The organism is Saccharothrix tamanrassetensis (genome assembly GCF_014203665.1).
Classification (GTDB): Bacteria; Actinomycetota; Actinomycetes; order Mycobacteriales; family Pseudonocardiaceae; genus Actinosynnema; species Actinosynnema tamanrassetense.
In genome coordinates this window covers 61,471-73,602 of sequence record NZ_JACHJN010000015.1, presented here as the reverse complement: position 1 = coordinate 73,602, position 12,132 = coordinate 61,471, and the positions used below count along the sequence as shown (strand labels likewise).

Genomic DNA, 12,132 nt, shown 5'->3' with positions numbered 1-12,132 from the left:
TGCCGACCGATGTCTCCGCACCAGTGCGGAGAGCACGGTAGGACCATGACCGACGACCAGTGGAACGCCCGGGCTCGCAACGAGACCCCGGCCCAGCGCAACGACCGGAACTACGCGGAGATCCTCCAGGAGATGAGGGTCGCCCAGACGGGCGTGCAGCTACTGCTGGCGTTCCTGCTGACGCTGGCCTTCACGCCCCGGTTCGGCACGCTCAGCGCGTTCCAGCTCCAGGTCTACGTGCTGAGCCTGGTCCTGGGTGCCACCGCCACCGCCCTGCTGATCGCGCCCGCGCCGTTCCACCGGCTGGTGTTCCGCCGCCGGCTGAAGGACGAGCTGGTGCGCACGTCCAGCCGGCTGCTGCTGGCCGGTCTGGTGCTGCTGAAGCTGGCCCTGGCCACCGCCCTGCTGCTGATCCTGGACGTGGTGCTGGGCCTGTGGCCGGCGGTGTGGATCACCACGGGGCTGGTGCTGTGGTTCGGCTTCTGGTGGTTCGTGCTGCCGCTGCGCTACCGCGCGCGGTCAGCCCACCCGGTGCCGGACCGCTTCCCGGGCGATGTCGGTGCGCGACCGGACGCCGAGCTTCGCCAGCACGTGTGACACGTGGGTGGCCACCGTCCGACCGGACAGGAACAGGCGTTCGCCGATCTGCCGGTTGGACAGGCCGGTCACCACCAGTTCGGTGACCTTGAGTTCCATCGGGGTGAGGCTCTCCCAGCCGTGCGTGGCCCGCCGGTGCTTGGCGTGCGGGCCGCGCCGGATGCCCAGTTCCCGCATCCGGGCCAGCAGCAGCGTCACGTCCCAGTCCGCACCCAGCGCCGTGTAGACGTCCACCGCGTGGCTCAGCGCGGCACGGGCCGAGGTGCCGTCGCCCGCCGACGCGAAGGCGACGGCCGCCGCCGCGAGCGCCTTGGCCCGGAACAGCGGACGCCCCGCCGCCCGGTACTCCTCGGCGGCGTGCAGCAGCCCGACCGGGTCGCCGGCCACCAGCGAACGGCAGTACGCGGCGGACGCGCGGCGGTGCGGGACGTCCAGCTCCGCGACCAGCCGCTCGGCACGGGCCACCGCCGCCGACGGGTCCGCACCCAGCTCCACGGCCAGCCGCACGGCGTCGGGCAGCAGGTCCTCCACCGACTCGAACCCGTCGACCAGCACGGCCAGCGCCTCGGACCGCCGTCCCGCCTGCTCCAGCTCCAGGCTGGTCGCCGACGCCAACGGCCCCACGACGTGCCCCCGCACCCCCGCGCCGGCCGCGTCCAGGTCCCGGCGCGCACCTTCGACGTCGCCCCGGTGCAGGCGGATCAGCGCCGCCACGCCGTGGTCGCAGCGGGACACCATGGGGTGCTTGAGGTCGTCCGCGAGCAGGTCCACGTCGACCAGCGACTCGTCCCACCGGCCCGCGTCCAGCAGCAGCTGCCCCAGCGCGCTCTGCGCCTGGGCGAGCCGCACGATGTTGCCCGTCTGGTCGGCGGCGTGCCGGACCACGCTGGCGGACGCGATGGCCTCCTCGCCCCGGTCCAGCTCGCCCAGCGTCACGGCCTGGTTGATCTGCAGCAGCAGTCGGAGGTCCGCGGTCGCGGGGTCGCCCATCGCGACCGCCAGCGCCCGGTCGAACAGCGGGAGCGCCTCGGCCATCCGGCCGCGTGCCATGGCCACGATGGTGCGGACGTGCAGCGCCCAGCTGGTCGCCCCGCGGTCGCCGATCCGCAGCGCGGTGTCGGCGAGCTGTTCGGCGGCGTCGAGTTCGCCCACGTCCCAGTGCGCGCGGGCGGCGAGCACCAGCAGCCGGGCGCGGTCGCCTTCGGTGAGGTCGGGCGCGGCCAGGGTGCGGTCAAGCTCGACCAGCGTCTCGGCGGACCGGCCGGTCATCGAACGGCACTGGGCGAGGGTCCAGTGCAGGTCCACCAGGGTGCCGTGTTCCAGCCCGGCCAGCGCCACGGCTTCCGCGCCGTGGTGGTCGCCGAGCCGGAACCGGGCTTCGGCCAGGTGGGAGAGCAGCACACCGCGCCGGGTGGTGGCGCCGGGCGTGACGACAACCCGGCCGAGCAGGTCCACGGCGGCTTCGGGGGCGTGCGCGACCAGCGTCGCGCCGTGCTCGTCGAGCCAGCCGCCCACCCAGTCGGGCACGCGGTCGTCGGCGGCCAGCAGCTGCCGGGTCACCCGGTCCACGCCCGCGCCGCTCTCGGCCAGCGCCCGCGCGGCCTCGCCGTGCCACGCGCCGCGGGCGGATTCGGGCACCTCGTCGTACAGCGCCGCGCGGACCAGCGGGTGGCGGAAGCTCAGGCCCGCCGGACGGTCCTCCAGCACGCCGGCGACGGTCGCGTCCTGCAACGCGGGCAGCAGGTCGACCACCCGGCGGCCGAGCACGGCGGCCAAGTCGGCGACCGGGAAGCCCACGCCGAGCAGCGCGGCGGCGACCAGCACGCGGCGCACGTCGTCGCTGAGGAAGCCGATCCGGTCGGCGATGGCGGCGGACAGCGACGCGGGCAGGTCCGCCTCGGTGAGCCGGGCGGTGCCGGTGGCGTCCACCTCGACCGCGTTGCCGCGCACCAGGGCTTCCACCAGTTCGACCAGGTACAGCGGGTTGCCGCCGGCGTCGGCGGCGAGCGCGACGAGCGCGTCGTCCGGGGTGCCGCCCGCCAGCAGGCCCACCAGTTCGGCCACCGCCGCGTCCGCGAGCTTCGGCACGGTGAGGCGTTCGACGCCGTTGCGCAGCGCGGAGAGGTCGTCCCGGCGCGGCAACGGCCGCAGCACGCCGATCAACAGCAGCGGGAGTTGCGGCACGAGCCGGGCGAGCCGTTTCCACACCGCCACGCTGGCGGCGTCCGCCCAGTGCAGGTCGTCCAGCACCAGGAGCACCGGGCCGACGGCGCAGAAATCGTCCACGCGGGCCAGCAGGCGTTCGGCGGTGGCCGTCGCGCCGGGGTCGGAGCGGGCCGTGGACAGCGCGTCGAGCAGCGGCAACAGCGGCAGCGAGCGGCCCAGTTCGTCCCCCGTGCCCTTGCAGACCCGGAACCCGCGCTCGGCGGCGGCCTCGCACACGACCCTGACCAGCGCGGTCTTGCCGATCCCCGGCTCGCCCTCGACCACCAGCGCGGTGCCCCGCCCCTCGGCCAAGGCGTCGACCCGGTCCAGGAGGCGGGCCAGCTCACGCTCGCGGCCAACGAGACGCAGGGTGACGGCGCGCACACCGAGAGAATACAAGGCCAACAGCAGGTTAACAAGGTGTTTCGGTATTTCGAATTGACGCCACGTTCGGACAGTTCGCCGGTTGTTCACCGGAATCACCGCCGCGTTTCACCCGCTGCTGCCACCGTATCCGTCGGCGCCGAATTTGCCTGAATTCCCTCCGATCTCCCGTGACTGGAGCGCACATGCGAATCGGACGAGTACTCATCGCCGTCCTGCTGGTGGCCTTCTTCACCACCGCCGCCCAGGTGGCATCCGGCCCGTTCGGCGGAATGCCCTACAACTGACCGGCTTCGCGCAGTGCCGGCGCGGTGGCGGCAGGTCCGGCGATTCCGCCGGCGACGATCGACACCGCACTGATTTCGTCACGCGATTTCACGGAAACATTCCGCCTGGGATCACGTGACGGTTCACCACTCGATACCCCTTTGGACGTCGACCGGTCGTCATGTGGTCGACGACCGCCGAATTCGGTTTTCTCAGCGGAATGGGCCGGTACGGGGCGGCTGACCGGATGTCGTCCGGCCCCGACCGGTCCGGGCTCCGGTCAGCCGGCTTTACCCGTGAGGTAATCGACAGCACTACGCCGTCGGGAGAAGGTGATCACATCACCCACCTCCACGAGGAGCGAAGTTGAAGAACCAGGTGCTGAAGGCGCTGGGCGTGCTGGTCGGCGTCGCGACGATGCTGGGGACGGGCGTCACGGACGCGCCCGCACAACCGGCACCGGCCGGGTCCGGGGTGGAGGGCGAGGTGTCGCCGAACGCCCGGGCGTTCATCGACCGGCAGACCCGGTTCGGCGCGATGCGGACCGGGCCCGAGCGGATCGACTTCTACGCCGAGGAGATCTTCGACGAGCACGCCACGCTCTGGGAGGCCGCGGGATCGGTGATCCAGGGCCGCGAGGCGATCCGCGCCGCCATCGCGGGCACGTTGAACAAGCTCCCCTCGTTCCGGATGCACCCGACGCGGGTCGCGGTGGACGGCAACGTCGTCATGTACGGCGCGCACAACGAGGTCGAGGTCCACGGGACCACGCTCAGCTACCCGGCGATCTACCGGGTGGTGCTCGGCGACGACGGTCGGGTGATCCAAGGGCGGCGCTACTACGACCGCTACACCTGGTTCGCCGAACTCGACCCCGGCTTGGAGGACGTGTTCGACGGTGTGCGCGACACGGCCGGGAAGGTCACCGCTCCGGGCGGCCGGTGGCACGACCTGAAGGCCCGCGCCGCGGCCTGGAACGGCCAGGACGCCGCCGCCCTGGTCGCGCCCACCGGTGGCGTCCCGCTGACCGGCACCGGCCTGGGCGACGGCCGGTTGCGCACGCCCAAGGGCAAGGCCGACTACCTGCAGCGGTTGTTCGACAAGGTCGACAGCCTGGACCTGCGGCCGGGGCAGACCGTCCGGACCGGGGAGGCCACCTACCAGGAGTGGTACGGCACGATGACGACCCCGCAGCGCCCGACCCCGACCTCCTTCGGGATCATCGAGCGGTTCGACGGCCGGCACGGCTGGACGCTCTCGTTCGACACGTTGCCGCTGATCGCCGGTCCGGACAAGGTGCGAGAGCTCTACGGCAAGCTGTGAGGGGGGACGAACGCCGGGACCGTGCCGCGGTCCCGGCGGAACCCGTGAGGAAGAACGTGGACACCGCCATCCGCCCGTTCGGGGACCTGCTGCGCCACTGGCGGCGGCAGCGCCGCTACAGCCAGCTCGAACTGGCCGTGGAGGCCGGCATCTCCGCCCGGCACCTGAGCTTCCTGGAGACGGGCCGCGCCCGGCCCAGCCGGGACATGGCGCTGCGCCTGGCCGACCGGCTCGACGTGCCGCTGCGCGAGCGCAACCACCTGCTGCTGGCGGCCGGCTACGCGCCGGTCCACCCGGAGCGGTCGCTGGACTCCCCGCGGATGCGTCCCGCCCGGGACGTGCTCGACGCCGTCCTGACCGGCCACCAGCCCAATCCCGCCCTCGTCGTGGACCGGCGGTGGGACCTGCTCCTGGCCAACCCGGCCGCGGACCTGCTCCTCGAAGGCGCCGCGCCGGAACTGCTGCGCCCACCGGTCAACGTGCTGCGGCTGGCCCTGCACCCGCACGGGCTCGCCCCCAGGCTGGTCAACCTCGACGAGGTGCGCGACCACCTGCTCCAGCGGCTGGCCCGGGAGGCGTCCTACACCGCCGACACCGACCTGGCCGACCTGCACCGGGAACTGTCCCGGTACGGCGCCGCGCGCACGTCGTCCGACGGAGCGCGGCACGACCCGACGCACGAGATCGCGCTGCCGATCCGCATCCGCGACGGCGAGCGGGTGCTCAGCTTCCTCAGCACCATCACCACGTTCGGCACCGCCCTGGACGTCGTCCTCGCCGAACTCACCGTCGAGGCGTTCTACCCGGCCGACGCCGGGACCGCGCAGGCGCTGCGGCAGAGGTCCGCCGGCTCGGGCCACCTCGGCGCCGGGTCCGATGCGGCGCGGCAGCCGTAGCCGGACGGGATCCCGTCGCAGAACCCGGTCGGTGGGGCACTCCCCGCAGTCCCGACTTCCTCCGCGGCCACCACCCCGGCCGGGGTGGTGGCGCGCCGGGAGGTGGAGCGTTCGCCGACCTCGTAGAGGGAGAAGTACTGCTCGTCGTGGTGGCGCCGCGTGCCCCGTGCCCCGGAAATCAGCGGAGCGGCCGGGCCGGATGGGGTTAGTCTGGGCCATGCCTTTCGGTTGACGCCCTGTACCGCCCCCGGCTCGGCCGCTGTCCCGACTCGCCGTCGGGTGGGCGCTGCTGGCCGACGTCGTGCCCCTCTACCCGATGTACGCGCTGCTGTTCGCGGACAACGGGATGTCGGACGGGCAGATCTCCGCGCTGTTCGCCATCTGGTCGACGGTCGCCGTCGTGGCCGAGGTGCCGTTCGGCGCGCTCGCCGACCGGTTCTCCCGCCGGTGGTCGCTGGTCGCCGCGGGTCTGTTGCAGGCCTTGGGTTACGCGCTGTGGACGGCGTCGCCCGGCTTCTGGTCGTTCGCCGGCGGCTTCGTGCTGTGGGGCCTGGGTGGCGCGCTCGTCTCCGGCGCCCTGGAAGCCCTGCTGCACGACGGGCTGACGGCGGTCGGTGCCGCCGACCACTTCGGCACCGTGCTCGGCCGGGTGACGGCGGTCGGGCTGCTGGGCCAGATCCCGTCCGCCGTGGCGGCGACCTTCCTGTTCTCGACCGGTGGCTACGCCCTGGTCGGATGGGTGAGCGTGGCGACGTGCCTGGGTTCGGCGCTGATGGCCCTGCGACTGCCGGAAACCCCGCGCGGTGATCCGGAGGACTACTTCGCCACTCTGCGTTCGGGCTTGGCCGAGACGGCGGCCGTTCCTGCCGTGCGCCGGGCCGTGCCGGCGGTCGCCGTGCTGGCCGGCCTGGACGCCTTGGAGGAGTACTTCCCCTTGCTGGCACGGGATTGGGACGTGCCGGTGGCGCTCGTGCCGCTGGCCGTGCTGGCGATTCCGCTGGCCGGTGCGGCGGGCGCGGCGTTGGGCGGGACGAGACTGCCCCTCGGCGGACTGCTCGCCGCGTCGGCGCTGCTGCTGGGAGCGGCGGGTCTGCTCCGCCACCCGGCCGGGCTGGCGGCGGTCGCCGTCTTCTACGGGCTCTACCGGTTGGTGCTCGTCGTGGCGGAAACCCGTCTGCAGGAAAGGATCACCGGCTCGGCACGGGCCACCGTCACGTCGGTCGCGGGCTTGGGCAGCGAGGTCGCGGCCTATGGCGTGTACGCGGCCTGGGTGTTCGGCGGACTGTCGCTGGTGTCCGTGGTGATCCTGGCTTTCGCGCTGGTGCTGCCCTACGCGTTGCGAGTCCGGAGGTCGGATCAGGAGCCGCCTGGTAGCGCGCCTCGGAGGATCGACCCGGTAGCCGGTCCGGGCGGGTGAGACGCCTGGTTGGTGTGGAAACGCAACGGTCGTGCGCCGACCTCACCGGGTCACCGTTGGGTGCCGCGCCACCAGGTCCTGCACGGCGTCGTAGTCCGGCACCTCACCCACAGGCCGACCGTCACGCACCGCGCGGGCGGTTGCGACGGTCGCCTGGAGTGCCGCCCGGAACAGCAGCGAACCGGTGCTGACGCGTCGCACACCGAGGTCGGCCAACGTGTTGATGTCATGCTGTGCCAGCACATTCAGCGGCACCGGCACTGCCTCGACCACCCCGGCGATCCGGTCCAGCGGGAGGCCGGGGACGAAGATGCCGTCCGCGCCCGCGTCCACGTACCGCAGTGCCCGCTCGACCGTGCTGTCCTGGTCGACGTGCAGCCAATGGGTATCGACACGGGCGTTGACGAACAGGTGCGGCGCGGTCTCCTTGAACGTTCGCACCAGGGCCGCCTGCTCCGCCGGGTCGGCCAGCCCTTCGCCCCGGCCGTCCTCGATGTTCACGCCCGCGATGCCGAGGTCGGCCAGTTCCGCCGCGAGGCCGCGAACGTCGCCGAACCCGGCTTCGACGTCCACGGTCACCGCCGCCGGCAGCCGGACCAGCTTCCGGGCCAGCGCGAGGGTTTCCTCCCGTGCCAGCCCTGCCGCGTCCGGGGTTCCGCCGGCCGCCGCGACACCCAGGCTGGTGGTGCCGATCGCCTGGAAACCGGCGTCCACCAGGGCGGCGGCCGATGCGAAGTCCCAGGCGTTGGGCAGCAGCAGCGGTTCCGGGGCGTGGTGCAGGCGGTGGAAGGTTCCTTGGGCCATCGCCTCGGCGTGGGAGCGGCCGGGGCATTCGTGACGTCCCGCGCCGAACGGCACCGCGTCCAGCGGGACCTCCACCAGCGAGCCGTCAGGGGCGATCCGCCGGGTCGTCGGTACCGGCGGGACGCGTCCGGCGATCATGGCGTCGGTGGAGGCACTGGCCTGCACGAGCAGGCCGATGCGGGCGGCTGCCGACTCGTCCCACGTGCCGCCGCACGCCGTGACGAGTCGGGCGACCGCTTCGTCCGCCTCCTCGGTGACGGCCGTGTGCGGCGGGTAGGACCGGGCGATCACCGACACGTCCGCGACGACGTCCCGGGGCAGCCCCAAGGCAGCAGCCAGCTTCGCGACCGCGTTCCCCGGCCGCCGCAACACAGCAATGTCCACAGTAGACAACTGCTCCATCGCCAGCGCACGTCGACGCACGTGGTCCGCGCCCTCGCTGAACCGCGCCACGTGGCAACGCAGCCAAGCCATCCCCCGCGCGGCGAACGGCACGGCGGGAACCGGGTAAGCCGGGTCGAGCAGCACGTCGTGATCCATGCGGCAGACGCTAGACGCCGGACACTTCGGTGTGCGCCGAAGTGTCCGGAGCGCACAATGGCGGTATGGCCGCAGACGAACTAGCGAGACTCGCCGCGCTGCTCGCCGACCGCAGCCGCGCCCAGTTCTGCCTGTCCCTGATGGACGGCCGCGCGTGGACGGCGGGCGAACTGGCCGAGGTCGCGAGGGTCTCCCCCGCCACGGCCAGCGAGCACCTGACCCGCCTGGTGGCCGGCGGTCTGCTCGGGGAACGCCGGCAGGGCCGTCACCGCTACCTCCAACTGGCCGGTCCCCGGGTAGCCGACCTGCTGGAACACCTGCTCGGCTACGTCGGCCCGACCACGCCCGGGCGGTCGCTCAAGGCGTCCACCGCCTCCACCGCGCTGGCCAGGGGCCGCACCTGCTACGACCACCTCGCCGGACGCCTGGGGGTGGCCATCACCGACGCCATGGCCGGCCGGAACCTGCTCGACGCCGACCTCCTGGTCACCGACGAAGGCATCGGTTGGCTGGCGGACCACCTGCACGCCGACTTCTCCACGACCCGCCGCCCGATCGGCAAGGCGTGCCTGGACTGGACCGAACGCCGCTCCCACCTCGCCGGAGCGGCCGGCGCGCACATCTGCGCCCACCTGCACGCGCAGGGTTGGGTCCGCAAGGTCGGCACCGGGCGCGCCGTCAAGGTCACGCCGGCCGGCGAGCGGGCACTGGAGGACCTGCTGGGGATCTCAGGGCTGTAGCCACGTCGGCAGCCACGACGCGTTGCCCGCCGGCACCACGTCGACGAGCACGCAGGTGATGTTGTCCGGTCCGCCCCGCGCGTTGGCCGCCGCGATGAGCGCCCGCACCGTCTGGTCGCCGTCCGGGTCCGCGGTGAGCAGTTCGGCGATCTCCTCGGCGGTCACCACGTCGGACAGCCCGTCGGAGCAGATCAGGTACCGGTCGCCGGCTTCGACGTCCTGGAAGAACAGGTCGGGGTCGTGTGCGCTGCCCGCCTGCAAGGCCCGCATCAGCATGGACCGGCCGGGGTGCTCGGCGGCCTGCTCGGCGGCCATCCGCCCTTCGTCCACCAGCGCCTGCACCATGGTGTGGTCGCGGGTGATCTGGGTCAGCTCGCCGTCGCGCACCAGGTAGCAGCGCGAGTCGCCGATGTGCCCGACGGCGAACCGCTCGCCGTCCCAGAGCAGCGCGGTGAGCGTGGTGCCCATGCCGCGCATGTCGAAGTTCTCCTCGGCCAGGTCGGTCAGCCGGACGGCGATCTCCCTGGTGGCGCCGGCCAGCGCGGACAGCGGGTCGTCGGCGTCGACGTCCAGCTCGGCCAGCACCGCCACCGCGATGGAACTGGCCACCTCCCCGTACGCGTGGCCGCCCATGCCGTCGGCGACGGCGTACAGGCGCTCGCTGAAGAACACCGAGTCCTCGTTCGCCTCACGGCGCTGGCCGGGGTCGGTCCCGACGGCGTGGCGGAGCGCATACATGCCGGATAGTGAATCACCCGCACGGGTGCCGGGGAGCGGCGCTGTCCAAATCGGCTACCGGGGACGCCCGTAGAACTCGCTCAGCACGAGCATCGCGGCGCCCGCGGCGACCACGTCGTCGGTCAGCGGGGTGATCACCACGTCGACCGGCAGCCAGTCCGCGGTGGGCAGCTTCGCGCGCACGCCGGCCAGGTACTCGTCGGGTGCGGCGAGCACCGCCCGACCGGCCAGCACCACGTGGTCCACGTCCAGCAGCTGCACCAGGTCCGACACCGCCGTGCCCACGATGGAGGTGGCGGCGGCGAGGTCGCCGGCCCGTGCGGCGGCGTTGTGCACGGCCTCCACGCACCCGGTCCGCCCGCACACGCAGCGCGGCCCGTCGAGCTGGATGGTGGTGTGCCCGAACTCGCCCGCGTTGGTCCGCGCGCCCCGGTAGACCTGCCCGTCCAGCAGCAGCCCCACGCCCAGGCCGGTGCCGACCAGGACGAGCACGGCGTTGCGCAGCTGCTCGCCGCGCCGCCAGGACTCGGCGACGATCGCGGTGTTGGTGTCCTTGTCGACCACGACCGGCAGGCCGAGGTGCTGCTCGGCGAGTTCGCGCAGCGGCACGTCGTGCCACTTCGCCAGCGCCGTCGCGTCGTGCACCACGCCGGTCCGGTGGTCCAGCGGCCCGACGAACCCGATGCCGACGCCGAGCAGCCGCTCGGTGCGCATCCCGTCCACCAGCCGGGTCAGCTCGGCGACGAACGTGGCGGGGTCGAAGTCGGGCGGCAGCGGGGCGACCGCGCGGTCCAGCACGTCGCCCGCGAGGTCGGTGAGCACGACCCGCAACTCGTCCCGCTCGACCTGGGCCCCGAGCGCGAGCCGGCTGTCGGCGACCAGCTTGAGCAGGGTGCGCGGCTTGCCGACGCCGACGTTGCGGGTGCCGCACTCGACCAGCAGGCCGTCCGCGATCAGCCTGCCGACCACCTTGGACACCGCCTGCGGTGTCAGCCCGCTGCGCTCGGCGAGGTCGACCCTGGTGACGGCGCCGGACCTGGCCAGGCCCAACACCACCGCGTCGTTGTATCCGCGCAGGAAGCGCAAGTTCGGCACTTCCGCATGATGGCACGAGCAGTGTTTACTAAACGACGTTGCTTTAATGTTCGGCACGGTTCTCCGCACCGGACTGCCCGGTTACGGCATCGCCGGCCGCGTGTTCCACGCCCCGCTGATCACCGCCACGCCGGGCCTGGACCTGACCGCCATCGTCACCGGCGACCCGTCCCGCCGGGACCGCGCGCACGCGGAACATCTGACGTCTTCGCTGGTCAACTCGGTGAAGGAGTTGTTCGAGCTGGACTTGGGCCTGCTCGTGGCGGCCACCCCGAACCGCACCCACGTGCCGTCGGCGCTCACCGCGATCGAGGCCGGCATTCCGGTCGTGGCGGACAAGCCGATCGCCGGGACGTCCGCCGACGCCCGGCGCGTGGTGAAAGCGGCGCGATATCGGGGTGTTCCATTGACAGTTTTCCGGAACCGTCGACGGGACGGCGACTTCTTGACTGTGAAATCACATCTGGACGACGGTTCACCCGGGGAGGTCACCGGGTTCGAGTCGGTGCCGGGCGTCCCCGGCGCGCATTCGGTGTTCTACCGGCTCCTGGTGGAAGCTCTGACTGCCGGCGGCCCCGTGCCCGTCGACCCGGAGTCGGCGGTGCGCGCGCCGGAAGTGATCGAGGCGGCCTTCACGTCCGCCCGGACCGGACAGGTGGTGGCGGTATGAGTCTGTTGGAGACGTTGGCCGAGCAGGAAGCGCGGTTGGTGTTCCGGTCGTTCACCAACGAGGACGCGTTGGCGCTGGGCGCTTTCCTGCTCGACGCGGCACGCGAGCAGTATTTGCCCTTGGTGGTGTCCGTGCGGCGGGGGCAGCAGCGCCTGTTCCACGCCGCGTTGCCGGGGACGTCCGCCGACAACGACGAGTGGATCGACCGGAAGAGCCGCGTGGTGGACCGGTACGGGCGCAGCTCCTTCCGGGTCGGCGAGACGTTCCGGTCGCGCGGTCAGACTTTCGAGAACGACTCGCGGTTGGACCCGCGCGTGTACGCGGCGCACGGCGGCGTGTTCCCGGTGAACGTGGCCGGCGTGGGCATGGTCGGCACCGTCGGGGTGTCGGGCCTCCCGCAGGCCGAGGACCACGCGTTCGTGGTGGCGCAGTTGGAGCTGTTCCTGAAGCGGTGAG

At 72.7% G+C, this 12,132-nt stretch carries 11 protein-coding genes; 7 read left to right on the top strand and 4 right to left on the bottom strand.

Annotation, left to right across the window (positions count from 1 at the left end; translation table 11 throughout):
• Window positions 1–45 precede the first annotated feature (45 nt).
• A complete protein-coding gene (locus FHS29_RS34100; protein WP_246441148.1) occupies window positions 46–597 on the top strand; it encodes a DUF6328 family protein in 552 nt (183 codons plus the stop codon).
• Here FHS29_RS34100 and FHS29_RS34095 read toward each other — a convergent pair.
• Window positions 520–3,186 carry an ATP-binding protein gene (locus tag FHS29_RS34095; RefSeq protein WP_312865225.1) on the bottom strand — a complete coding sequence of 889 codons (2,667 nt, stop codon included), beginning with the start codon at window positions 3,184–3,186 and terminating at the stop codon, window positions 520–522. The genes FHS29_RS34100 and FHS29_RS34095 overlap by 78 nt on opposite strands.
• 633 nt (window positions 3,187–3,819) lie before the next feature.
• Between FHS29_RS34095 and FHS29_RS34090 the strand changes: the two genes are divergently transcribed.
• From FHS29_RS34090 to FHS29_RS34080, 3 genes are all read left to right on the top strand, one after another.
• Entirely contained in the window at window positions 3,820–4,776 is a 957-nt protein-coding gene (locus tag FHS29_RS34090) for a nuclear transport factor 2 family protein (protein ID WP_184698445.1), read from the top strand.
• 44 nt (window positions 4,777–4,820) lie between these two features.
• Window positions 4,821–5,672, top strand: coding sequence for a helix-turn-helix domain-containing protein (locus FHS29_RS34085; RefSeq protein ID WP_184698443.1), 852 nt, complete (start codon window positions 4,821–4,823; stop codon window positions 5,670–5,672).
• Window positions 5,673–5,988: 316 nt separating this feature from the next.
• Window positions 5,989–7,089 (top strand): MFS transporter, encoded by a 1,101-nt coding sequence (locus FHS29_RS34080; protein WP_221457171.1) that lies wholly within the window; start codon window positions 5,989–5,991, stop codon window positions 7,087–7,089.
• Between the two features lie 42 nt (window positions 7,090–7,131).
• Here FHS29_RS34080 and FHS29_RS34075 read toward each other — a convergent pair whose 3' ends face one another.
• On the bottom strand, window positions 7,132–8,433 hold the full coding sequence (locus FHS29_RS34075; protein ID WP_184698439.1) for an isocitrate lyase/PEP mutase family protein: 1,302 nt from the start codon (window positions 8,431–8,433) through the stop codon (window positions 7,132–7,134).
• A 65-nt stretch (window positions 8,434–8,498) separates the two neighbouring features.
• On the opposite strand from FHS29_RS34075, the gene FHS29_RS34070 reads away from it, so the two are divergent.
• Window positions 8,499–9,173 (top strand): ArsR/SmtB family transcription factor, encoded by a 675-nt coding sequence (locus FHS29_RS34070; RefSeq protein WP_184698437.1) that lies wholly within the window; start codon window positions 8,499–8,501, stop codon window positions 9,171–9,173.
• Here FHS29_RS34070 and FHS29_RS34065 read toward each other — a convergent pair.
• Both FHS29_RS34065 and FHS29_RS34060 read right to left on the bottom strand, forming a co-directional pair.
• On the bottom strand, window positions 9,162–9,911 hold the full coding sequence (locus tag FHS29_RS34065; RefSeq protein ID WP_184698435.1) for a PP2C family protein-serine/threonine phosphatase: 750 nt from the start codon (window positions 9,909–9,911) through the stop codon (window positions 9,162–9,164). The two genes, FHS29_RS34070 and FHS29_RS34065, sit on opposite strands and share 12 nt — an antisense overlap.
• Window positions 9,912–9,965: 54 nt before the next feature.
• Window positions 9,966–11,006, bottom strand: coding sequence for an ROK family transcriptional regulator (locus tag FHS29_RS34060; protein WP_312865224.1), 1,041 nt, complete (start codon window positions 11,004–11,006; stop codon window positions 9,966–9,968).
• A gap of 46 nt (window positions 11,007–11,052) precedes the next feature.
• Here FHS29_RS34060 and FHS29_RS34055 point away from each other — a divergent pair, with 46 nt between their 5' ends.
• Together FHS29_RS34055 and FHS29_RS34050 are read left to right on the top strand one after the other, a co-directional pair.
• Window positions 11,053–11,676, top strand: a complete 624-nt coding sequence (locus FHS29_RS34055) for a Gfo/Idh/MocA family oxidoreductase (RefSeq protein ID WP_184698433.1) — start codon at window positions 11,053–11,055, stop codon at window positions 11,674–11,676.
• Complete coding sequence (locus tag FHS29_RS34050; protein WP_184698431.1) at window positions 11,673–12,131, top strand: heme-degrading domain-containing protein; 459 nt, start codon at window positions 11,673–11,675, stop codon at window positions 12,129–12,131. Before FHS29_RS34055 ends, FHS29_RS34050 begins: the two co-directional genes overlap by 4 nt.
• The last annotated feature ends 1 nt before the right edge of the window (window position 12,132 follow it).

Coding starts and splice junctions, on each gene's coding strand:
- FHS29_RS34100 (WP_246441148.1), top strand. CDS start 46: ATGACCGACGACCAGTGGAACGCCCGGGCTCGCAACGAGACCCCGGCC.
- FHS29_RS34080 (WP_221457171.1), top strand. CDS start 5,989: ATGTACGCGCTGCTGTTCGCGGACAACGGGATGTCGGACGGGCAGATC.
- FHS29_RS34075 (WP_184698439.1), bottom strand. CDS start 8,433: ATGGATCACGACGTGCTGCTCGACCCGGCTTACCCGGTTCCCGCCGTG.
- FHS29_RS34070 (WP_184698437.1), top strand. CDS start 8,499: ATGGCCGCAGACGAACTAGCGAGACTCGCCGCGCTGCTCGCCGACCGC.
- FHS29_RS34065 (WP_184698435.1), bottom strand. CDS start 9,911: ATGTATGCGCTCCGCCACGCCGTCGGGACCGACCCCGGCCAGCGCCGT.
- FHS29_RS34055 (WP_184698433.1), top strand. CDS start 11,053: ATGTTCGGCACGGTTCTCCGCACCGGACTGCCCGGTTACGGCATCGCC.
- FHS29_RS34050 (WP_184698431.1), top strand. CDS start 11,673: ATGAGTCTGTTGGAGACGTTGGCCGAGCAGGAAGCGCGGTTGGTGTTC.